18 protein-coding genes and 2 tRNA genes are annotated in these 21,950 nt (G+C 40.2%); 7 read left to right on the top strand and 13 right to left on the bottom strand.

What is annotated here, in order from left to right; genetic code table 11:
* Positions 1 to 2 precede the first annotated feature (2 nt).
* The 3 genes from D7322_RS07535 to D7322_RS07525 form a co-directional block, all read right to left on the bottom strand.
* Positions 3 to 2,327 carry a TonB-dependent receptor gene (locus tag D7322_RS07535; RefSeq protein ID WP_121122854.1) on the bottom strand — a complete coding sequence of 775 codons (2,325 nt, stop codon included), beginning with the start codon at positions 2,325 to 2,327 and terminating at the stop codon, positions 3 to 5.
* A 152-nt stretch (positions 2,328 to 2,479) separates the two neighbouring features.
* Positions 2,480 to 3,397 carry an alpha/beta hydrolase gene (locus tag D7322_RS07530; protein ID WP_317125723.1) on the bottom strand — a complete coding sequence of 306 codons (918 nt, stop codon included), beginning with the start codon at positions 3,395 to 3,397 and terminating at the stop codon, positions 2,480 to 2,482.
* Positions 3,387 to 4,283 carry an esterase-like activity of phytase family protein gene (locus tag D7322_RS07525; RefSeq protein ID WP_121122852.1) on the bottom strand — a complete coding sequence of 299 codons (897 nt, stop codon included), beginning with the start codon at positions 4,281 to 4,283 and terminating at the stop codon, positions 3,387 to 3,389. Before D7322_RS07525 ends, D7322_RS07530 begins: the two co-directional genes overlap by 11 nt.
* Positions 4,284 to 4,321: 38 nt before the next feature.
* On the opposite strand from D7322_RS07525, the gene D7322_RS07520 reads away from it, so the two are divergent.
* Entirely contained in the window at positions 4,322 to 5,209 is an 888-nt protein-coding gene (locus D7322_RS07520; protein ID WP_121122850.1) for a DUF4377 domain-containing protein, read from the top strand.
* Between the two features lie 252 nt (positions 5,210 to 5,461).
* Complete coding sequence (locus D7322_RS07515; RefSeq protein ID WP_121122848.1) at positions 5,462 to 6,415, top strand: glycoside hydrolase family 43 protein; 954 nt, start codon at positions 5,462 to 5,464, stop codon at positions 6,413 to 6,415.
* A 106-nt stretch (positions 6,416 to 6,521) separates the two neighbouring features.
* Here D7322_RS07515 and D7322_RS07510 read toward each other — a convergent pair whose 3' ends face one another.
* Positions 6,522 to 8,741 (bottom strand): NADP-dependent isocitrate dehydrogenase, encoded by a 2,220-nt coding sequence (locus tag D7322_RS07510; protein WP_121122846.1) that lies wholly within the window; start codon positions 8,739 to 8,741, stop codon positions 6,522 to 6,524.
* A 272-nt stretch (positions 8,742 to 9,013) separates the two neighbouring features.
* Here D7322_RS07510 and D7322_RS07505 point away from each other — a divergent pair, with 272 nt between their 5' ends.
* Positions 9,014 to 9,853 carry an aldo/keto reductase gene (locus tag D7322_RS07505; protein WP_121122844.1) on the top strand — a complete coding sequence of 280 codons (840 nt, stop codon included), beginning with the start codon at positions 9,014 to 9,016 and terminating at the stop codon, positions 9,851 to 9,853.
* 515 nt (positions 9,854 to 10,368) lie between these two features.
* Positions 10,369 to 11,004, top strand: a complete 636-nt coding sequence (locus D7322_RS07495) for an HdeD family acid-resistance protein (protein ID WP_121122840.1) — start codon at positions 10,369 to 10,371, stop codon at positions 11,002 to 11,004.
* 61 nt (positions 11,005 to 11,065) lie between these two features.
* Here the strand turns inward: D7322_RS07495 and D7322_RS07490 are convergent, their stop codons facing one another.
* Positions 11,066 to 11,707, bottom strand: coding sequence for a peptidylprolyl isomerase (locus tag D7322_RS07490; RefSeq protein ID WP_121122838.1), 642 nt, complete (start codon positions 11,705 to 11,707; stop codon positions 11,066 to 11,068).
* Between the two features lie 109 nt (positions 11,708 to 11,816).
* Here D7322_RS07490 and mgrA point away from each other — a divergent pair, with 109 nt between their 5' ends.
* Positions 11,817 to 12,854, top strand: a complete 1,038-nt coding sequence (mgrA, locus tag D7322_RS07485; RefSeq protein WP_121122837.1) for an L-glyceraldehyde 3-phosphate reductase — start codon at positions 11,817 to 11,819, stop codon at positions 12,852 to 12,854.
* Positions 12,855 to 12,949: 95 nt separating this feature from the next.
* Here the strand turns inward: mgrA and D7322_RS07480 are convergent, their stop codons facing one another.
* The 3 genes from D7322_RS07480 to D7322_RS07470 all read right to left on the bottom strand — a co-directional run bounded on the left by D7322_RS07480 (position 12,950) and on the right by D7322_RS07470 (position 14,239).
* A complete protein-coding gene (locus D7322_RS07480) occupies positions 12,950 to 13,480 on the bottom strand; it encodes a DUF1697 domain-containing protein (protein WP_121122836.1) in 531 nt (176 codons plus the stop codon).
* Between the two features lie 11 nt (positions 13,481 to 13,491).
* On the bottom strand, positions 13,492 to 13,791 hold the full coding sequence (locus D7322_RS07475) for an MGMT family protein (RefSeq protein ID WP_317125722.1): 300 nt from the start codon (positions 13,789 to 13,791) through the stop codon (positions 13,492 to 13,494).
* A gap of 371 nt (positions 13,792 to 14,162) precedes the next feature.
* Positions 14,163 to 14,239, bottom strand: a tRNA-Arg gene (locus tag D7322_RS07470).
* Positions 14,240 to 14,425: 186 nt separating this feature from the next.
* On the opposite strand from D7322_RS07470, the gene D7322_RS07465 reads away from it, so the two are divergent.
* Entirely contained in the window at positions 14,426 to 14,944 is a 519-nt protein-coding gene (locus tag D7322_RS07465) for a YceI family protein (RefSeq protein ID WP_121122834.1), read from the top strand.
* Positions 14,945 to 14,999: 55 nt separating this feature from the next.
* Positions 15,000 to 15,084 (top strand) — tRNA-Ser (locus D7322_RS07460).
* An 82-nt stretch (positions 15,085 to 15,166) separates the two neighbouring features.
* Here the strand turns inward: D7322_RS07460 and D7322_RS07455 are convergent.
* The 5 genes from D7322_RS07455 to D7322_RS07435 all read right to left on the bottom strand — a co-directional run bounded on the left by D7322_RS07455 (position 15,167) and on the right by D7322_RS07435 (position 21,892).
* Positions 15,167 to 15,535 carry a response regulator gene (locus D7322_RS07455; RefSeq protein ID WP_121123467.1) on the bottom strand — a complete coding sequence of 123 codons (369 nt, stop codon included), beginning with the start codon at positions 15,533 to 15,535 and terminating at the stop codon, positions 15,167 to 15,169.
* Between the two features lie 66 nt (positions 15,536 to 15,601).
* Positions 15,602 to 16,432, bottom strand: coding sequence for a CheR family methyltransferase (locus D7322_RS07450; protein WP_121122832.1), 831 nt, complete (start codon positions 16,430 to 16,432; stop codon positions 15,602 to 15,604).
* Positions 16,433 to 16,434: 2 nt separating this feature from the next.
* Positions 16,435 to 16,806, bottom strand: coding sequence for a response regulator (locus D7322_RS07445; protein ID WP_121122830.1), 372 nt, complete (start codon positions 16,804 to 16,806; stop codon positions 16,435 to 16,437).
* Between the two features lie 12 nt (positions 16,807 to 16,818).
* Positions 16,819 to 20,418 (bottom strand): response regulator, encoded by a 3,600-nt coding sequence (locus tag D7322_RS07440; protein ID WP_121122828.1) that lies wholly within the window; start codon positions 20,416 to 20,418, stop codon positions 16,819 to 16,821.
* Entirely contained in the window at positions 20,408 to 21,892 is a 1,485-nt protein-coding gene (locus tag D7322_RS07435; RefSeq protein WP_121122826.1) for a hybrid sensor histidine kinase/response regulator, read from the bottom strand. The genes D7322_RS07440 and D7322_RS07435 overlap by 11 nt, the downstream gene beginning before the upstream one ends.
* Between the last annotated feature and the right edge of the window lie 58 nt (positions 21,893 to 21,950).

The raw sequence follows: 21,950 nt of genomic DNA, 5'->3' as shown, positions 1-21,950 counted from the left end.
TGCTAAAATTTAAAGTTCCAGGTGACTGACGGTATCGTGCCAAATAATGCAATCCTATAAATTTCGGTTATATTGGATTGACCTTCTTTCTCCCTAAAATCAATCAAATAAGCGTTTTTGCGATTATAGGCGTTATAAATCCCGAAAGATAAACTGGAATAAGTATTTTTTGTACGTTTGATATCATAGGTCGCTGCAAGGTCTAAACGATGATATGCAGGCATGCGTTGGCCATTTCGCTTATCATAGTAGAAGATCGTCCTATCGTCAACAAAATATTTTCCGGCAGGCATTGTTACGGCATCACCGGTATAATAGACAAAGTTTGCACTTAGATTCCATTTGGGATTCAATTGATACTGTGCCACGACAGCGATGTTATGAGTTTTATCCTGACGCGCGTTAAACCATTGCCCATCATTGATCTGTTCAAACTGTCTTTCACTTTTGGATAGTGTATAGCTGATCCATCCATTCAACCGCCCCAGTCGTTTCTTTATAAACCACTCGACACCATACGCCCTGCCTTTTCCAAATAAGAGCTCACCGTCCAAAAGTTCATTGGCCTGAAGATCGGCCCCATTTCTATAGTCAATCTGATTTTTAAGATCCCTGTAATAACCTTCTACAGAAAATTCATATCGATTGGACATGAAATTTCTGAAATAACCCAGCGAATATTGGTTGGACAACTGTGGCTTGATGGTATTATTGCTCAATACATATTGATCTGTCGGCAGACTACTTGTTGTATTGCTCAGCTGATGTAAATACTGAACATTCGTATTATACGAAGCTTTGAATGTTGCCGATTCATTCAAGGCGTAGTTAAGGGAAATACGAGGTTCCAGATAGATATATTTTTTTCCCATTTCCCCACGCCCAACATAAGTGGAATCGACGGCTTCTCCGGCATTGTCAAATGTATAGAAGGTACCGGGTCCTAAAGTTGCATAGGCCGTTGCTCTAACACCGTAATTCAATTTAAGCTTATCATTTATCGACCAGTCATCAGAGATATAAGCAGCAATGTCGAGCCCCTTGCGATGCTGAATACGCAATGAATTTACCTTAGAATCTTCTCCGGCTTCAATACTTGCCGGGCGGATTTCCTGTAACGCTGCCTGCAGACCAAATTTTAAATTGTGACGGTCCGAAAGGCTGTACTGAAAATCCTGTTTAAAATTATAGTTGAATATATCGGAACGAATCTTAAAGTTATTGTCGTCTTCAATCTTCACTTGATAATTAAATTTACTGAATATCAATGTAGTATTACTAAACAAGCGATTGCTCCACACGTGATTCCAACGCATGGTTCCCGTCGCATTTCCCCAATTGAAATCAAATAAATCATGATAGGCCATTGCATCTTTACCAAAATATCCCGATAAGTAAAGGGTATTTTTATCGTCGATCCGATAATTTAGCTTGGCATTGAGATCATAGAAAAATAAAGCACTCTTTTTTATATTTTCATCGCTGGAAAGTTTCAGGAATAAATCAGCGTAGGTACGTCTGCCAGAGATCATAAAAGAGCTTTTTCCTTTCTCTATAGGGCCCTCCACCTTAAGTCGCGACGCGATCAGCCCTAATCCTCCTTCCACATTAAAATGCTGATTATTCCCGTCCAGTGTTGTTATCTCCATGACTGAGGAGATTTTGCCACCATACTGCGCCGGCACACCGCCCTTATAAAAATTGACATCTTTGATGGCATCCGAATTAAATGTTGAAAAGAAACCAAAAAGATGCGAACTGTTGTAAACCGGAGCCTCATCCAACAAGATCAGATTTTGGTCCCCTCCCCCTCCACGAACATAAAAGTTACTACTTCCTTCTCCGCCGCTTGTCACCCCCGGAAACAATTGAATCGTCTTTAAAATATCTTTCTCACCAAACAATACAGGTACTTTTTCAATCTCCTTCGGGCTAAACTGTGTCAGACCCGGCGTCAGGTCTTTGATTGATTTTCTCCGATTCCCGGTGACAACAACCTCAGCCAATTGGCTTTCTTCCGGCACCAGTTGCACAATATAAGTGGAGTCCTTTCCCATCTGAACGGGCAAAACTTTTGTTCGGTATCCCATGGAAGAAACCTCCAGAAAAGTATCCTGTCCACGTAAGGATAAACTAAAGAATCCATATTTATTGGAAGCCGTAGATCTTTTTTCGGCTTCATTACGGACCAAAGCACCGATGATGTTTTCACCACTGATACTATCTCTGATAAATCCTGATATAGATTTAGATTGTTGACCATAGGATTGCTGTGCGCAAAACAAAATAGAAGAAAAATAAAAAACAACCTTTATAGGTTTAAGCATAGCAGACTGAATTCAAAAATTTGTTGAAAATAATAAAAAAGCCTTACAATTCGTAAGGCTTAATAATAAGTTTATAATTTGTTAGTCAAGATCTTCTAGAAACAAAAATAGTATTTTATTCATTTAAGCCAAATATTTATCTATTTTTCTTTTTATTTTTTTTCTGGCTGACTGAAAAAATCATTAAAAAAGGCCATTTGATAGATAATGGAGCGTGACCAATACGCCCAGTTATGCCCTCCTTCACTTGTAACAAAGGTATGATTAATGTTGTGGTACATGAGTTTATCGTGAAGTGCAATATTAACAGGATAGAAAAAATCTTCTTTTCCACAATCAATAATCAGACGAAGTTGATTGTTCACTAATTTGGGAATCATATTGATCACCACGCGATCATCCCAGGCCCGGGGCGAATCGGCGTAATTCCCAATACGATCCTTAATTTCCCAGTTTAGAGGAAAGGGTCTAAAATCCACTCCGCCGGCGGTACTGCCTGCAGCACCATAAAGCGCCTGATGCCTAATTGCAAGTGACAAGGCTCCATGTCCCCCCATGCTAAGTCCTGTAATCGCCCTTCCTCTTCGATCCTGAACAGTAGCGTAATGTCCATCTATATAATCAATCAGTTCTTTGGAAATAAATGTCTCGTATTGATAATTTCGATCATTTTCGATATCCCAATACCAACTTCCAAATCCCCCATCGGGACAAACAACCATATATCCATATTGGTCAGCCAGGGCAGCAACAGTAGAGTTCTTCACCCAATTGCTATAATTGCCCGAGTATCCATGAAGTAAATAGAGCACCGGATACCTGGTACGTTCCGAGTATCCCTTCGGAAGAATAACGACCGTTTTAATAACTTTGTCCATTCGCTGACTCCGGATAGCTAAAGTATCGACTTTCGCAGCTTTACTGGCTATACAAAAACAAAATAAGGCAATTGATAAAAGTAATAATTGCTTTAAATTCATGAAATAATGAACTGGATTGTTCTTTTTATTCCATCTATTCAGTGCTGTGGCACCCATCTGTTTCGTTAAAAAAAGATTGTTATTTATCATTTGATTTAGGATTTTTTTCGAAGTAATAAAGATAGGATTTTAAACCGAATGGGCGCTCACTGATAGTATAAAAACCTTCCCCATCCTTATCGAATGCGATGGCCTCCCCTTGAGGTTCCACCGAATAAGGCACTTCAATCGGTTTCGATTGAAGCGTTTCGCCCCATGATCTACCCAGTTTCCTTTTCCAATAAAAAATAGTTGTAATATTCTTGATAAGCAGCTCTTTTCCTGTAGGGTCTATCGCCGCTGCTGTAGCGAAAGTAAAAGGGAGTTCAGCCACTTTACTTAACGTGAAATACTGTTGTTTTCTATTTCTGAAAACTGGTGCGCTATATACAGTCGATTGAAATTCGCGCTTCGAAACCACATACAAGGTATTATCTGTTGGATCAACCATGATAGATTCCGCATCCAACCGTTTCTGTCCCGGAAATTTAACAAATATGGTTTTGATATATTTCTTTGATATCAGTGAAGAATCGCCAACTGAAGGTTCAGGAAACACATAAAGGCACCCCCAAACCCGCTTCCCGAGATTATTTCCAATATCTGCTAAAACAAGGTAATTTTTATCTGCAATTTTGACACGGTCTATATCTTCACAATCAACCATATCTATTCCTTCCAGCGCAAACCTTTTGATTAACTTTGCTTGACGATCGATCAAATAGATGTTTGCACTATCTCCACTGTCGTTATGAACCCAAAAGGTTCCCTCCTCATGGGCGGCTACGATACCAGACACTTCTTTGAGCCCGGGATCCGTCAATTCACCTAGAGGGACTTGTGTTTTAAAATAATCCTTGTTATTTTGGGCATATATCCGTATGCCGGACAGAAAAAGTACCATGACTAAGAGTACTTTTGTTCGTGCAATATTCATGTTTAAAGATACGTTTTTATTGATATTTAACGCCCATTATGAAGAAATCCCTGAAATCCAGCTTATTTTTTATCTCCTTATTTCTATTCCCGTACGGATTATATGCACAAATCAGCTTGTTTCGGATAAAAGTTAAATCCGGGCTCGAAAGTACACCTCCCTATCTCGTAAAGTATTACAATAGTAAAAACTGGGAAAAATTCTATGCAGAAATACAACAGTTTAACTACAATGCCAACTTTGAATACACGATTCGGGTAAAAAAAACGCAGACTGCACAAACATCAATCTATGCACTGGCGGAAATAATCAACAAATCCCAGACCAAAAACACGGAAATTGCCATCTGGGATGTTGCCGAGAATTATGTAAATAATCCAACATCGGGAAAATTGAACTGCCTCCAGGTGAAATCCAGTAAAAAAAACAAATGGGAATATATTTCCAATCCGATCCTCGGTTTCGATTACCAAGAACAATATCGTTATCGTATAAAAGTAAAGCAAACGAAAGCAAAAGACACCGACAGCATTCAATATGAATTACTTGACATTATTTCCAAAGAAAGGGTCACCGATCTACCCAGTGTGGCTTCATTTCTTGCCAGATTCAAGTGGAATTTACTGCAGTTAAATGGTAAAGATGTTTCAAGTAATAAGGCCAATATCGGTTTCGATGCAAAAAATGGCACCATTGCCGGATCGACAGGATGTAATAATTTCTGGGGTAATTTTGGCATTAAAGGCAATGTGATCAGTTTTCCGCGTCTCGCCAGTACGATGAAATCCTGTAACGGAGCCAATATTGAAAATGATTTCTTTGCAGTACTGGAGCAAAAGCAGCTTCAATTTGATATTGCCGAGCAGACTTTAAACTTTTATATTGATGGGAAATTAGTTATGATCTTCGGGTTGGAGCGTGAATAAGAAAATACCCGAAGCCTGGGGGACTTCGGGTATTTTAGCCATATTATTAACCTATTTTATGAAAAGTATTTATGCCATTTGGAAATGACATAAACAAATATGTGAAATAAAGCGGAAAGATTCGAAAGCTCAGCCATATTTTAACATAATTTTAACATTTTAAAAATATTGAGAAAAATCAGCATAAAAATGATATTTTATCAGCTATATGCTCCTATAGAAAGTATTATCTTAAACCTTTAAACCATAACGATGATCAAGACATTTTTTACGACAACATCTTTGTTTCTGGCGACGACACTTATTGCGCAAAAGAATCCAGTTTTAAATGGTAATTATGCCGATCCCGAGGGAATTATTTATAATGACAAATATTGGATTTTCCCGACCTATTCAGCCCCGTATGAAGAACAACTATTTTTTGATGCATTTTCTTCTTCGGATTTAGCACATTGGGAAAAACATCCGCGGGTACTCCAAAATACCCAGGTAAAATGGGCCGAAAAAGCGATGTGGGCGCCAGCCGTACTTGAAAATAACGGTAAATATTATTTGTTCTTTAGTGCTAACGACGTGCATGAAGGGGAAATCGGCGGAATTGGCGTGGCTGTAGCGGACAAACCTGAAGGCCCTTATACAGATCTTCTAGGCAAACCATTGATAAATGATATTATCAACGGCGCGCAACCCATAGATCAATTTGTTTTTAAAGATAAAGACGGTACATTCTATATGTATTATGGTGGCTGGAAACATTGCAATATGGTCAAACTCAAACCGGATTTTACGGGTTTGCTTCCTTTTGATGACGGAACTTATTACAAAGAAATTACGCCAAAGGATTATGTCGAGGGCCCATTTATGTTTATCAAAGAGGGAAAATACTACTTTATGTGGTCAGAGGGCGGCTGGACAGGTCCCGACTATAAGGTCGCTTATGCAATTGCCGACTCTCCGTTTGGGCCATTTGAGCGCATTGGAACTATCCTCGAACGTGATCCGGAAGTTGCCGTCGGTGCCGGGCACCATTCAGTCATCAAGGTTCCTAATAAGGATAAATATTTCATTGTTTATCATCGCAGACCATTGGGCAAGGAAGGCGCGAATGAACGTGTCACTTGTATAGACGAGATGAAATTTGACAAAAAGGGTCGTATTCAACCTGTCAAGATGACATTTAAAGGTGTAAAATATCCGTTAAAATAGATTATTCCTTTCGATAAAGTAAGAGCATATAACAACTAGACCCAAAAATTAGAGCCCCGATCATTGAACGGGGCTCTTCTTATTTTATCACAACATCAGGTAACCCTTAAATACGCGCTATGGCATTGTTTAGTGTCACAGAAGGACGCATTGCTTTCGTCGCTAATTCGTCATTCGGGAAGTAATAACCACCGATGTTCTGTTCCTGACCTTGTGCGCCGATCAATTCATCATTAATTTTCGCTTCATTATCTGTCAATTCTTTTGCTACCGCGGCAAAACGGTTCGCCAGTTCAGCATCTTTCGTTTGAGCAGCCAAGGCCTGTGCCCAGTACAATGTCAAATAAAAGTGAGATCCACGGTTATCAATCTGACCTACCCGACGTGCTGGAGACTTGTCATTTGCAAGGAATTTCTCCGTTGCTTCATCCAAGGTTTCAGCCAAAACCAATGCTTTTGGATTATTCTGTGTCTGCGACAAATGTTCCAATGACGCTCCTAAAGCCAAAAATTCACCTAATGAATCCCAACGCAAGTAACCTTCTTGCAGGAATTGCTCCACATGTTTTGGAGCAGAACCACCAGCACCAGTTTCGAACAAACCACCGCCGTTCATCAATGGTACAATAGACAACATCTTAGCCGAGGTACCAACCTCTAAGATAGGGAACAAATCTGTCAGATAATCACGTAGTACGTTACCTGTTACAGAAATAGTATCTTCCCCTTTACGGATACGTTCCAATGAAAACTTAGTTGCCTCAATCGGAGATAGGATTCGAATATCTAAACCCGTCGTATCAAAATCAGGCAAATATTTCTCTACCTTTTTAATGATCTCTCTGTCATGCGCACGGTTTTTGTCCAACCAGAATATTGCCGGAGTATCTGACAAACGCGCACGATTTACAGCTAATTTTACCCAGTCTTGAATCGGTGCGTCTTTTGTTTGACACATACGGAAAATATCCCCTTCTTCAACGTTCTGTTCCATGTACACATGACCATCGGCGTCCACCACACGGATAACACCGTTACCCGCAGCCTGGAAAGTTTTATCGTGAGAACCATACTCTTCCGCTTTTTGAGCCATCAAACCAACGTTTGGAACAGAACCCATTGTTTTGGGATCTAAAGCACCATGCGCTTTACAGTCCTCTATTGTTGCTTCATAAACACCTGCGTATGAACGATCAGGAACCATGGCGATCGTATCTTCTTCCTGACCATCTTTATTCCACATTTTACCGCCAATACGGATCATCGCCGGCATAGATGCGTCAATAATAACGTCAGAAGGAACGTGGAAGTTTGTAATACCTTTATCCGAGTTAACCATCGCCAAAGCCGGACCTTGCGCAATAGCAGCATCGATGGCAGCTTTCACTTCCGCCTCTTTTGGATGACCCGCAATTTTAGCGTATACTTCCCCTAAACCATTATTTTTATTGATACCTAATTCTTTGAATAACTCACCATAGGTAGCAAATACATCTGCGAAATAAGTTTCAACAACAGCGCCAAAGATAATAGGGTCAGAAACTTTCATCATCGTTGCTTTCAAATGCGCAGACAATAACACGCCCGCCGCTTTCGCCTCAGCGATCGCGTCAGCAACAAAACCTTTTAATGCATTTAAGCTCAATGTCGATGAGTCAATTACTTCGCCCGCTTTTAATGGAGAAAGCCCTTTTAATTCAGTAACGCTCCCTTGTGCATCTACAAATTCAATTTTGAATTGACCAGCGTTTTCTACTGTTACAGATTTTTCTGAACCATAGAAATCACCGGAAGTCATTGATGCTACCTTTGTTTTAGAATCTTTTGCCCAAGCACCCATTTTATGTGGATTTGCTTTCGCGTAGTTCTTAACCGCCTTAGGTGCGCGACGATCCGAGTTACCTTCACGTAATACTGGGTTTACAGCAGAGCCCAGTACTTTTGCATATTTAGCTTTGATTGTTTTTTCTTCCTCCGTGGTTGCTTCATCCGGATAGTTAGGGATAGCGTAACCCGCTTTTTGCAACTCAGCAATAGCGCCTTTTAATTGTGGAATAGATGCTGAAATATTCGGTAACTTAATGATGTTCGCTTCTGGTGTTGTCGCCATTTGCCCCAACTCTGCCAAAGCATCGGCAATTTTTTGATCTTCTTTTAAAAATTCGGGAAAGCTTGCAAGAACACGACCTGCTAAAGAGATATCTCTCAATTCAACATCGATACCAGCTGTAGCTGTAATCGCTTGTACAATAGGCAAAAACGAGTAAGTCGCCAACAAAGGTGCTTCGTCTGTTTTTGTCCAAACAATTTTTGATTTGTTTGACATAGTAATCTATTAGAAATATGTTTAATTTTTAATGCTATGTGAAATCAATGAAAATCTAATTTTTTCAAAATTTCGCCTAAAGATAAGAATTAATGCCATAAACCCTGCGTTAATCCGACCTTTTTGACAATAAAATTGTGAAAATAAATATATTTTGGCAATCCAGAATAAGTTTGGGTTCTTCTCTCGAAAAGACAACCCTCTTTACATTTCAATGACGGGATAATACAATCGAAACCCTAATTTAGTCAAACAATAAAATACGATTAAGCATGAAATCATTCAAATTGAACAATGGAATTGATATTCCAGCAATTGGATTTGGAACTTGGCAAATTCCCGAAGGTGAAGAGGCATATCAGGCCGTTACGGAAGCATTGAAAGTCGGGTATACACATATTGATACCGCCGCCATATATGGTAACGAAAAAAGTGTAGGCCGCGCGATCAAAGACAGCGGAATAGCGCGTGATACATTATTCATAACAACCAAACTATGGAATACCGAGCGTGGCTATGATAAAACAATTGCTGCATTCGAAAAATCCCTAGCAGACTTGGGTTTGGAGTACATTGATCTTTATTTGATTCACTGGCCGGCGAATGAATCACAATTCGAAAACTGGGCAACGATCAACGCTGAAACATGGAAAGCCCTTGAATATTTATATCAACAAGGAAAGGTAAAAGCTATCGGGATTAGCAATTTCCCGAAAGAATATCTCGCCAAATTATTGGAAACAGCAACGATCATCCCGGCTGTCAATCAAATTGAATTTCACCCCGGTTATCTGCAAGAGGAAACTGTCGAGCTTTGCAAATCAAATGATATTTTAGTGCAGGCATGGTCCCCACTCGGCTCGGGAAGAATATTGCAGGATGAGACCCTGATCGCTTTAGCGGAGCAGAAGTCTACCAGTGTGGGACAGATCTGTATTAAATTTTCACTCTCGCAGGGCATTTTACCACTACCAAAATCCACCAATCCGGCAAATATTAAACGAAACTTGGATATTGATAGCTTCGACCTTACGGAGGAAGATATCAAGATAATTCGGACATTACCAGCAATGGGTTTCTCTGGATCGGATCCTAAAAAAGTAGCATTCTAAATCATCGATAATCTTTCAAATCACATAGAAAGAGTCCTCCAATCGAATATGCTTTGGAAGACTCTTTTTTTCGACCTTGAATCCCAACGGTAAGTTCCCCAACTACATGCTGCCCGTCAAAAAATAGACAGTTTCCTTTTATTGATGTAACAAGTTCCATTCTTTTTAGCCCTACCCCACGCTTGTAAAAAGATTTGCAAATTCCCAAAAACAAGAAATATGAGCTTGCCTGAAACAAAAGTTTAGCGTAACTGTTAATACCGCATACATTAAATACAATAAGGCCTACCCAAGACGTAATGTGCCGATATACAACAAAACGTTTGCGGCTAGGCCGTAGCATATTATTGGAAAAAGTATTTGAACCAATTGGCACCAACAGTTGATAACATTAGTTGCTTCCATTTCTAGATTAGAAACAGAATTGAAGTATACAAATGCTGAAATCAATGTTATGTATGCACCTTACACTATTTTAAAAGAGACCGGAAAGATTTAAATTTAAAAACACTATTATGGCAAATTCATTTTTAAAAACAATCAGATCCTCCATCAAGCATTGGTATATTCCGCTTATCATAGGAATTCTCTTAATTTTATTGGGTTTCTATACGATATCCACTCCCGTCACGTCCTTTCTCGCATTGAGCATGTTGTTTTCCTGGTCATTCATTGTTTCTGGGGTACTGGAAATTATTTTTGCCTTACAAAACAAAAATGAGGTTGACGGTTGGGGCTGGTACCTTACCGGGGGCATTCTTTACGTCTTATTTGGAATTTTACTCATGACCAATCCCCTATTATCTGCGGGCACTTTGTCTTTTATTGTCGGATTTTATGCTTTGTTCAGGTCATTTCAACTGTTGTCCTTCTCCTTTGATCTCAAAAATTATGGCAGTAAATCTTGGGGCTGGATTACGTTATTTGCGGTACTAGGCATTGTTTTTAGCTTTATTTTACTTTGGAACCCGCTCTTTGCAGGGCTATCTCTTGTGATATGGACGGGGATGGCAATTAGCACCGCCGGTTTTGCGGCCTGTGTATTTGCTTTTCAATTGAAAAGTCTGAAAAATATCCCCGACAAACTTCCTCATGAATGGAAAGAACGTTACGAAAAATTAAAGGAAGAATTTGAACAATACAACAGATAAAGGAAGGCTTATAAAAAGACAAATGCCCGACTAAAGAATAAAACCATCTTGAAGGATGGTTTTATTCCTTTATTTCCACAATGGTGAAAGGTACTTTTTCTAATGGAAAGTCTAGTTGATCTGTTTTAACCTGACTAATCTTCAAGATCACATCAAGACCCTGATAAATTTCGCCAAAAACTGTAAAATCATGATCAAGCCTAGGTTGCCCACCATGCGCTAAATATTCCTTACGCTGTTCTTTACTGTATTTTATACCCTTTTTTGCTTCCAAGCTATCGAGATCTGCGGAGCTGATCTTTTTTCCAACGACAAAATAAATCTGATCAAGGAAGGAAGCTTTTTCCGGGTTGCCGTCTCGTCCCGCTCCTAATGCCCCCATTTTATGAAAAGCACGTTCGTCAAATTCCGCCGCCAGTCTAGGTTTCCGGTGTAAGGGATCTGCTGCCTCCTTCTTTTCTATATCTATATCATGTTCTCCCCCTTGTACAACAAAATTTTCAATAATACGATTGAAAAGGGCATTCTGATAAACACTATCTTTAATCGACCTTAACATCAAATCACGATGATGTGGTGTAAAATCATAAAGTACAACCTTAAACTCCCCAAATGCGGTTTTAAATAATAGGTGTTTCGACTGTGCATGGGCACCGCCTGCCCAGAACAAAAACAACCCTACGATCCAAGTGATTTTCTTCATCTTTTTTTTACAGCTTCAACTTATTCAAAATTTGATATAAAAATACATTAAATTTCAATTCGGGGAAATTTGTTTATTACTTATATTTGGAATAAAACAATTCAATTTTATGCAATACACTCCCCATCCCGATCGCTATCAACAGATGATTTATAACCGTTGTGGCAAATCCGGCCTTCAGTTACCAGCGATCTCCTTAGGTTTATGGCACAATTTTGGGAATGACACGGCACATCAAACCAAAGTTGACATCTGCACAACGGCTTTTGATCTCGGAATCACGCATTTCGATCTAGCCAATAACTATGGACCGCCTCCGGGTAGCGCGGAAATTGCATTCGGACAAATTCTTAAGCAACAGTTTGCGGGATATCGCGATGAGCTGATCATTTCAACAAAAGCAGGTTATCACATGTGGGACGGCCCTTATGGCGAATGGGGCAGCCGAAAATATATTATTTCCAGTTGTGATCAATCCTTAAAACGTTTAGGAACAGATTACGTTGACATTTTCTATTCACATCGCTTCGATCCAAACACGCCATTAGAGGAATCCATGATGGCCCTGGATCAGCTCGTGCGAAACGGGAAAGCTCTTTATGTCGGTATTTCGTCCTACAACTCACAACGTACCAAGGAAGCCTATACAATACTGAAATCATTGGGAACACCATTTGTTATCCATCAACCGAGCTATTCCATGCTGAATCGATGGGTTGAGTCGGATGGTCTATTAGACACTCTGGGCGAGATTGGTATTGGTTCAATTGTTTTCTCTCCACTTGCCCAGGGCATGTTAACCGATAAATATTTACATGATATTCCTGAAAATAGCAGGGCTTCACAATCAAAATCCTTGCAGACCAAGTTTCTTAGTGAAGAAAACCGAAAAAATATTCAGGCGCTACATGCGATTGCACAACGTAGAGGGCAGTCCTTAGCACAAATGGCCATTGCATGGGTTTTTCGAAAACAACAGGTGACTTCTGCACTTATTGGGGCGTCGAGACCGCAACAGGTCATTGATTGTGTCGGATCACTCAAAAACCTATCATTCACGGCAGAAGAAATCCATGAGATTGATCTCTATGCAAAAGATGGACATATTAATATATGGGCTCAATCCGCAGAAATTGAGAAAAGCTGATCAATGTGTAAATTACTTTAATATCAAAGGCGTACTGGCTATTATCCGATAATCATTACGCCTTTTTAATGTTAGCGTGCAATAACAATAATAGCCTATTGCATTATCTTCAGAATTTTTTCAAATGTGTTCACATTGCGGCTGGTGAACTTATCCTTCAGACTTTTCTTACCCAATATTTTTCCGAACGTTGAATCCAGTGTATTACCTTTGGGCACCTGCCAATAAAATACGCCGTTAATCACTTCGGCTCTTTCATCAGCTGCTTTGGTACTGATATTGAATTCTTGCATGAGCAGTTCTTCTACACCCAGCAAACCTACAAAAGCATAAATATGAAAATCGGGACGAATGTCAAAAGGAATATTACGTCTGAATAGCGCAATTTCTTCCTCCGATTTAATGAACAAAAAAGCTTCGTAGGAAAAAGACTTAGACATAGCAGCTTCCAAAACGATTTTAAGTTCGTCCACAGGGCTATCCGATGAAAAAACAATGTTTCCGGAAGCCAACACTGAACTTACATGATCCATGCCAGTATCTTTAAATACCCGACATACATCGGCCATCTTCATATTAGTTCCCCTTACATTTACTCCCCGTAAAAACGCACAATATTTTACCATTTATCCAGTTTTTAAAGTTCATTTATCGGATTCCAGAACAATTTCTTAAAATCCCTGACCCTAAGATTATTTATCACAATACCTTCGCCCTCCAGTTTGGTCTGAAATTCCGGAACGGACAATACGCCACCACTGGAAATCACCCGATGAGCAGGCACATCTCCTGGACAGCCGCTCATTGCTTTTCCAACATGACGAGCGTGATTCGGATATCCCAACGCTTTTGCAATAGCACCATAAGTTGAAACACGCCCTTTTGGGATCAGTCTCGTTAATTCGTATACCTGTTTTTTAAATATTTCATCCATCATAGATGCTATCACACCATTTAACTCCATGTAGCTAACCACAAAGTATTGCTAATTCTTTTGTTGATAAGCTAAATAAACTACCATTCAACGTTTTTTAAAGGTACAAAAATCAAGTATAATAGACGATTTCCAATGAAGCAAAATTCATATACCATAGTTGGACAAACGGCCCCTTCCCCTATTTTGCGATTAAAAAATAGTAACCTTAATTTCTATGCGTTTAACCAAAATACATAGAGAAACCCTTTGAATATTTTAGAGCGAACGCTATTTGTCGCCAACTTTTTGTGTTGGACCAGTTAGATAACAGATGGGAAAAACTGAGAACAGTATAAGAAAAAAGCCCCTCTGTGTCGAACAAAGGGGCTTTTTGGTACGCCAATCAGGATTCGAACCTGAGACCGTCGGTTTAGAAAACCGATGCTCTATCCAGCTGAGCTATTGGCGCGTCGCTTTCGGTAATGCAAAAGTAGACATTTGTTCAACAATTCCAAAATATCACCTGCTTTTTTTTATGGTTTTTCAATAACTGATTGCTTTTCAACAAGATTATTTTATTGATCTAGGTCAAACAAAAAGACAAATAACGCTGTTACCTTTGTGTTATTAAACAAATAAGAAAAAACATAAAATTATGGCACAAGGAAAATGGGAATTGGACGCTGCACATAGCGAAATAGAATTCAAAGTAAAACACATGATGATCACAAACGTTAAAGGAAACTTTGACAGTTTTAAAATAGATCTTGATGCAGAAGATGATACTTTTGAGAACGCACTTGCAAAAGTATCTATTGATACTGCTTCCATCAACACCAGAAATGAGCAACGTGACGGACATTTAAAGAGCGCTGACTTTTTCGATGTAGAAAAATATCCTGCGATAACATTTGAAGCAACAAGCTTAGAAAATGATCAAATTAAAGGAAATCTGACCATCCGTGATGTGACCAGACCTGTAGTTTTTGATCTGGAATTTGCGGGTATCCAAAAAGATCCTTGGGGAAACACTAAAGCTGGCTTTATCGTCGAAGGAAAGATCAAACGCTCAGATTTTGGACTTAACTGGAATGCAGCTTTGGAAACAGGTGGCGTGATGGTAAGTGACGATGTAAAATTTAGCGCTGATATACAGTTTATAAAAGCTAAATAGGAACTATTTCTAAAATAAAATTTGGCAGGAGAGCAAAAATTCGTACTTTTGTCGCGGAGAGTTGGCAGAGTGGTCGAATGCGGCGGTCTTGAAAACCGTTAACTGTCACAGGTTCGGGGGTTCGAATCCCTCACTCTCCGCATAAGAAACCTTTCAGAAATGAAAGGTTTTTTTATGTTATATGGATTCGAACCAGACGCGCTGGCCGGGGTTCCCAAACTATCATCGTTCAATATACTTATTAACAATATCATCCAGATCATCCAGATCAAAGGGCTTGGATAAGAAATCATCTGCACCAGCGCGTACAGCCAACGATTCGATGTCATTATTGGCAGACACATAAATAACCGGAATATGTTTAAACCTATCATCGGCTTTTAAGAGACGGGTAGCCTCTACCCCGCCAATATTTGGAATCCAGTTATCCATTAAAATAAGGTCAGGTTCCGTAGCTTCTACTTTTTGAATGATATCATGTGATGTTTCGGAGACTTCAACATGAAACCCCAAATCTGTCAGCACCACTGTTATGACCTCCAATATAATGGTATCGTCTTCAAATATCAGTACAGTTTTTCTTTTGCTCATATAGCTTAGTTTATCTCCCATACATGGATCTATTAAGGTTTGAATATCGCGCCCAATAAAACCATCTTATTGTGGGTAGAGTTTTTTCCAAATTTTTTGATCACCTACTGCGGTGAAGTTCTGTTGAATACTTGAGAAACGTAAGGTTTCCTTACTACCTAAGCCCAAAAAACCCAGGTTTTCCAGGCTTGCATCAAATAATCGAAATACACGATCCTGCAGCTCTTTATTGAAATAAATCAACACATTGCGACACAAAATCAGCTGAAAACTATTAAAAGAAGTATCGGACACCAAATTATGGGTTGATAGGATCATTTTTTGCTTCAATTCCGGATCAAATTTAGCCCAGTCGTAATTTGCCGTATAGTAACTCGAAAAGTCCTGTTTTCCTCCGGATTCGATATAGTTTTCCGAAAAAGATTTGATCTGACTCAGTGGATAGACACCATTGCGGGCTATTTCCAGTACACGTGGATTGATATCCGTTGCATAAATTAACGATTTATGATGGAGATTGGCTTCCTTAAGTAAAATAGCCAAAGAATAAGCTTCCTCACCACTGGCGCAGCCTGCCACCCAGATCCGGATCAATGGATAGGTCCCCAGCTGCGGCAAGATCTCCTCACGCAGCTGTCGGAAAAATAAAGGATCCCTAAACATCTCCGTCAAATTCACCGTAATTTCCTCCACAAAATGCTGCAGAAACTCCGGATCGTCTTTCAGTGCGAATCGGAGCTCCGCAAAACTCACCAATCGGTCATTCGTCATGATCCGGTTGATCCTTCTTTTAATCGATGCCCGGCTATACTGTATAAAATCGTAGCCATAGCGCTGATAGATATCTTCCAATAAAATATCGATCTCCTCGTCTTTAATTATATTATGGTCCAACATCACTATATCAATCGTTCTATTTCGGTCAACAGCACATCGACATCAATCGGCTTTGAAACATAAGCTTTCGCCCCCGATGCCAGACATTTCTCCCGGTCCCCGGGCATTGCCTGAGCAGTTACAGCTATGATGGGAATATCTTTGATAACCGTGGAAGCCCGAATCAAACGAATCGCTTCATAACCATCAATCTCGGGCATCATCATATCCATGAGCACCAATGAAATACCATTTCCCTCTTCCAAAAGTTGAATTGCATCCTTTGCTAAAGTACAACTGACAACTTCGTATCCTCTTGCTCTCAAGGTCAAACCGAGTGCAAAAATATTCCTGCTGTCATCATCAACAATTAATATCACTTTATTTCGATTCATTAACCGCCTTAATTAATTTTCATATAACCATACTCGCAACAACGACAACAGCTGGTCTATATCCACAGGTTTAGAGATATAGTCCGAAGCACCGGCCCGTATACATTTTTCGCGATCACCAATCATTGATTTGGCAGTGACCGCAATAATGGGCAATGTCGCAAATTGAGGCATTTGCCTGATATTCCTGATTGTTTCATACCCATCCATTTCGGGCATCATCATATCCATTAGCACGATATCAATCGACTCTCCCGAACGCAGTACATCCAGTGCTTCCTTACCATCCATTGCTGGAATCACCTCTACCTGAAATTTCTCCAATGCTTTTGTCATTGAGAATATATTACGCACATCATCATCGGCCACCAGCACCTTTTTTCCTTTCAGCACATCCGCTAATGCGCCAAGCCCATTGTTTTTTCGTCGCACATCATCTGAACTGTTTATCTCGATCAGATGTAGAAATAACCCTACCTCATCCAAAATCCGCTGATAAGAATGTGCAGTCTTAACAACCACAGAATCTGCATATTTTTTGATTTTCAGTTCTTCTGACTTAGACAGATTTTTACCCGTAAATATGATAATCGGTAAATTTTCAAGTCCCTCATGCTGTTTGATGGCCTCCAAGGTATTATAGCCCATTTCATCGGGAACACCCATATCCAAGATTACACAGTCTACCTCAGCAGTTCCCAACGCTACGATACTGTCTTCAACATTATCTTTTACTTCAAGTGAGATATTAAAACTACTTAAAAAATAAGCCAATGCGCTAGCATGCTTAGGATTCTCTTCGACAATGAGCACCTTTTTTGGAGACCTGCTCAAAGCGGATTCTATCTTTTGAAAAACAGATGTCATCTGTTCCAAAGCCACAGGTTTATTGATAAAATCAATTGCGCCTTTTAACAGACTTTCCTTCTTCACTTCAAGTGAAGACATGATATGTACCGGAATATGTCTTGTGCTCTTATCCCCCTTTAACTCATCCATCACAGCCCATCCATCCATGACTGGCAATTGAATATCCAATAAAACCGCCTGTGGATGATATTTCTTGGCCGCCGGCAATGCATGATCCCCGCGTACAACAACAACACCCTTATAGTGCTGACTATGCGTGTATTTCAATAGTGCTTTCGCAAAATTGATATCATCTTCGACAATCAGAATAACCTTATCACCTTCAACAATACTATCCCGATCATCAGGTAACTCCTCGGGAATACGTATTGTAGCGGGATTATAGACGTCATCAGCCACAAGCTCACGCACCTCCTCTATTTCAGAATGGATTTCTTCTACAAGCAACTCTTCTTTCGTACGCAGCTCCCCGGGCTCTACCGCACGGTTCGGAATGATAAATAGGAACGTACTTCCCTTTCCTTCCTCACTCTCCAGTCTGATTTCACCGCCCAGCAAGCGTGCAATCTCTCTGCTGATCGACAGTCCTAGCCCTGTCCCTCCGAATTTTCGTCTTGTCGAACCGTCCGCCTGCTGGAAAGCCTCGAAAATTATCTTCTGTTTGTCCAACGGAATCCCTATACCCGAATCAATCACGGCAAAAACAAGCTTATCCTTATCGGAACTGTCTTCATAAATATCCAGTCTCACCTCGCCGGCTGCTGTAAATTTAACCGCATTTGAAATCAGATTCCGCAGCACCTGATCAATTCTAAGCCGATCCCCCTGAAAATTTTTATTGACGCCGGGATCAATATTGATTGTGAAAGCCAGGCCTTTCTCATTGACAATCGGAAGAAATAAATTATTCAGATCTGCCGAGATATCATTTAAATTCAGTGTCGCATACTCCAATGTCATTTTACCCGACTCAATCTTTGAAAGATCCAATATTTCGTCGATCAAGGTTAACAGGCTCGTTCCCGAGCTTTGAATCACTTTAGCCGATTCGATCTGGTCAGCGCTAAGATTGTGTTCATTATTCTCCGATAGCAAACGCGAAAGTAGCAGGATGGAATTTAACGGTGTACGCAGCTCATGGGACATATTTGCCAAAAATTCAGACTTATATTTAGTACTTAAAGCGAGTTCCTCTGCTTTCTGCTGAATTTCCAGGTTACGTTCAGCAATCAATAGATTTTTGTCTTCCAATAGTTTAGAACGTTGTTCCAGTTCTTGGTTTGATTGCATCAATTCCTCATGCTGCACCTTCAGTTCCTCCTCGGACGACTGCAGACGCAAAGTCTGCGCCTCCAATTCCGTATTCAGATTCTCCAGCTCCGCATGCTGCGTCAACAATTCTTCAGACTGTACTTGAGTTTCTTCCAAAAGTGACTGAATTTTAGCCCGGCCCCTCGCCGAAGCGATAGCGATACCAAGTTGTCGGGCACATTCCGTCAGAAATGTTGATTCAATTTCCGCAAACGGTTGACGGTGCCCGATCTCCAGCACACCCAATACCTGATCAGCCAATACAATAGGTACAAAAATAAGGTGCTGTACATTGACCTTTCCACTGGCAAAACTTACGATATAGTCTTCCGTGTTTATATTATTTATAATTTTCGTTTCCCGATCAACAAAGACCTGTCCAACATAACCTTCATTTGGAAGAAAATATTGCTGTGCCCTGGGATCCAATCCGTAAGCGCCGGATAGTTCAAGCTTTTCCTCATTAAAAACATAGATCGCTCCGGTAATAGCGCCTATATAATTGACCAATCCTCTTACTGAATCTGTGGTAAGTATACGTTCGGTTTTGTTACCGACCAATCCGGTATAAAGGTCGGCATATCCCATGTGCAGCCAGTCATTATCTTTAAGCTGATCGAATGATTTCTTTAAGGCTTTTGACATCCGGTTAACGGATTTTGCTATCGCGCCGAGGTCGTCTTCCTCAATGTCCTCGGCTTTGACATCATAATCTCCCAAAGCAATGCGATTAGTGATCTTTTGAACCATATTTAACCTGCGGGCAATCCCTTCATCCTTCTCACGGAGAGACTTTTCCAGTGCTAATCGTCTAAGAAAGTCTGCCCTTAGCCGAAAATAAAAGTACGCCGTAATCACCAGCGATAGCAATGCACTGATCACAATAAATAAAGTCGTTATAAACGAAGAATTATCTAAATTAATGGATTTCTGATCGATACCATCATCTTCGTAATGAATAATATCTTTAATAATGCTACGGCATTTGTCCATCGCGGATTTGCTCTCGTCCAGCTGTGTCAGACTAACAGTCCCTCCGTTTCTTTTAACGTTCACGAACTCCTTTAATACAGCTAACCTTTGCCGAGCCGCTGTAAATAAGCTGTCTACGCGAACATTTTGCTCCGGATCTGCTTTCGTAAGTTCTTTTATTTCCTTCAGCTCAACCGGCAGGCTCTCTATAGCCTGGTTGAATGGCTCCAGGTAATTCTCCTTCCCCGTGAGTAGATACCCCCTGTTTCCCGTTTCTGCACCTTGTAGAGAATTAAGGATAATATTTGATAAACTGATTATTTTTCGGGTAACGGCGAGCTCCTGACGATGCTTATTCTGTTCTTTAATCCCCAGATAAGATGCTGTGGAACTCACCAGCAGCGCCAGTAGTGAAAAACCGATTCCTATAGATAAGTTACTAAGTGTTTTATTCGGCATCTGTGGGTAGATTTAATGGTAATGTAAAATAAAATGTGGCCCCCTTACCGGCTGCACTTTCCACGGCAATGGTACCTTGATGACTACGGATAATTTCCGAACAAATATAAAGGCCTATTCCCAGTCCCTGGAAATCAAAGGAAGTTTCCTCTACACGGTAAAACTTGTCAAAAACCTCCGACAGTTTGTTTTCAGGTATACCGATTCCAAAATCTATCACGCTGACTTTTACGACATCTGTCATTACAGTGCAATCGACGATAACCTTCTCTGTTCCGGCGGCATACTTATAAGCATTTGTTAAAAAATTAACAAGAACCTGCTCCAGACGTATTTCATCACCGTAGACCATGAGTCCCGAGATATCTCCCTGTCTATATAATTCCATATTGCTCTGATCATGGGTCTGCACAATGGAATCAATGGCATTTTGTACCATGCGTTCAAGCGAGAATACCTTTTTATTGATCCGCAGTTTACCATTGTCGATTTTTGACAGATCGAGCAAATCCGTGATCAAACTGTTGAGCTTTCCAACCTGATCCTGAACCCGGCCAACATACTTGGCCTCCGCACAGTTTTTGTCAAGACTTAACTTACGGTCAAGTAGCTGCATATAAGCTTTGATGCTTGTCAGCGGTGTCTTCAGTTCATGGCTCGCAATACTCAAAAACTCATCCTTTTCCTTTTCTGCTTTCTTTTGCGCATCAATGTCGGTAAATGTGCCCACCCAATTGTTTTCACCATTCTCCAAAATTGGCCAGACCCTTAATAATTGATACGAATACCCCGATTCTTCCCGCTTTTTAACCCGCACCTCCATTTCCAAAGGTTTACCGGATTCAAGACTTTCCTGCAATTCGGTCATGATCGACCGGTCATCAGGATGCGTCTGCGGGAAAGTGTTCTCACTGTCCGAAAACTGGAACCAACGGCCATTGACAAAGCCAATATTACCAAGATGGTCACAGGTAAAAGCAATTTGTGGCAATGATTCCAATAAAGTATGTAAATAGTCCACCTTCGAACGAAGTTCCAATTGCGCCTGTTTCCGTCTTTCCACTTCCATTTCCAAAGTCTGCTGGATATCCTTGAGGGCCTGAGTCTGCTCATAAAGCCGGTAAAATGTTTTGACTTTGAGCATCAGAATATCCGGATCGACGGGTTTAGTGACGTAATCCAGTCCTCCTGAATCATAACCTTTCGTAATAAAACGTTTATCTGTATTGACAGCAGATAAAAATATAATCGGCGTCTCCTTAGTCTTACTGAATCCAGCAATGTTTTCAGCAACTTCAAAACCGTCCATATCGGGCATCTGCACATCCAATATGATTAAAGCATAATTATATTTTAAAATTTTCTTTAAAGCTTCTTCACCGGAATGGGCTGTATCGACTTTAAAATTTTTGGATTCCAATAACTTTTGTAACGAATAAATATTATCTGGGTTGTCATCGACTATCAATATCATAGAGCGCTTAAACTAAGAATCAAAAGTAAACAAATGTAAAAAAATTAACCGGATCCGT

Source organism: Sphingobacterium puteale (assembly GCF_003627955.1).
GTDB lineage: Bacteria > Bacteroidota > Bacteroidia > Sphingobacteriales > Sphingobacteriaceae > Sphingobacterium > Sphingobacterium puteale.
This window is presented reverse-complemented; position numbering and strand designations above follow the sequence as displayed.

Excerpts from the sequence above, each read along its gene's own strand:
- D7322_RS07535 (WP_121122854.1), bottom strand. The coding sequence starts at position 2,327 with ATGCTTAAACCTATAAAGGTTGTTTTTTATTTTTCTTCTATTTTGTTT.
- D7322_RS07530 (WP_317125723.1), bottom strand. The coding sequence starts at position 3,397 with ATGATAAATAACAATCTTTTTTTAACGAAACAGATGGGTGCCACAGCA.
- D7322_RS07525 (WP_121122852.1), bottom strand. The coding sequence starts at position 4,283 with ATGAATATTGCACGAACAAAAGTACTCTTAGTCATGGTACTTTTTCTG.
- D7322_RS07520 (WP_121122850.1), top strand. The coding sequence starts at position 4,322 with ATGAAGAAATCCCTGAAATCCAGCTTATTTTTTATCTCCTTATTTCTA.
- D7322_RS07515 (WP_121122848.1), top strand. The coding sequence starts at position 5,462 with ATGATCAAGACATTTTTTACGACAACATCTTTGTTTCTGGCGACGACA.
- D7322_RS07510 (WP_121122846.1), bottom strand. The coding sequence starts at position 8,741 with ATGTCAAACAAATCAAAAATTGTTTGGACAAAAACAGACGAAGCACCT.
- D7322_RS07505 (WP_121122844.1), top strand. The coding sequence starts at position 9,014 with ATGAAATCATTCAAATTGAACAATGGAATTGATATTCCAGCAATTGGA.
- D7322_RS07495 (WP_121122840.1), top strand. The coding sequence starts at position 10,369 with ATGGCAAATTCATTTTTAAAAACAATCAGATCCTCCATCAAGCATTGG.
- D7322_RS07490 (WP_121122838.1), bottom strand. The coding sequence starts at position 11,707 with ATGAAGAAAATCACTTGGATCGTAGGGTTGTTTTTGTTCTGGGCAGGC.
- mgrA (WP_121122837.1), top strand. The coding sequence starts at position 11,817 with ATGCAATACACTCCCCATCCCGATCGCTATCAACAGATGATTTATAAC.
- D7322_RS07480 (WP_121122836.1), bottom strand. The coding sequence starts at position 13,480 with ATGGTAAAATATTGTGCGTTTTTACGGGGAGTAAATGTAAGGGGAACT.
- D7322_RS07475 (WP_317125722.1), bottom strand. The coding sequence starts at position 13,791 with ATGATGGATGAAATATTTAAAAAACAGGTATACGAATTAACGAGACTG.
- D7322_RS07465 (WP_121122834.1), top strand. The coding sequence starts at position 14,426 with ATGGCACAAGGAAAATGGGAATTGGACGCTGCACATAGCGAAATAGAA.
- D7322_RS07455 (WP_121123467.1), bottom strand. The coding sequence starts at position 15,535 with ATGAGCAAAAGAAAAACTGTACTGATATTTGAAGACGATACCATTATA.
- D7322_RS07450 (WP_121122832.1), bottom strand. The coding sequence starts at position 16,432 with ATGTTGGACCATAATATAATTAAAGACGAGGAGATCGATATTTTATTG.
- D7322_RS07445 (WP_121122830.1), bottom strand. The coding sequence starts at position 16,806 with ATGAATCGAAATAAAGTGATATTAATTGTTGATGATGACAGCAGGAAT.
- D7322_RS07440 (WP_121122828.1), bottom strand. The coding sequence starts at position 20,418 with ATGCCGAATAAAACACTTAGTAACTTATCTATAGGAATCGGTTTTTCA.
- D7322_RS07435 (WP_121122826.1), bottom strand. The coding sequence starts at position 21,892 with ATGATATTGATAGTCGATGACAACCCAGATAATATTTATTCGTTACAA.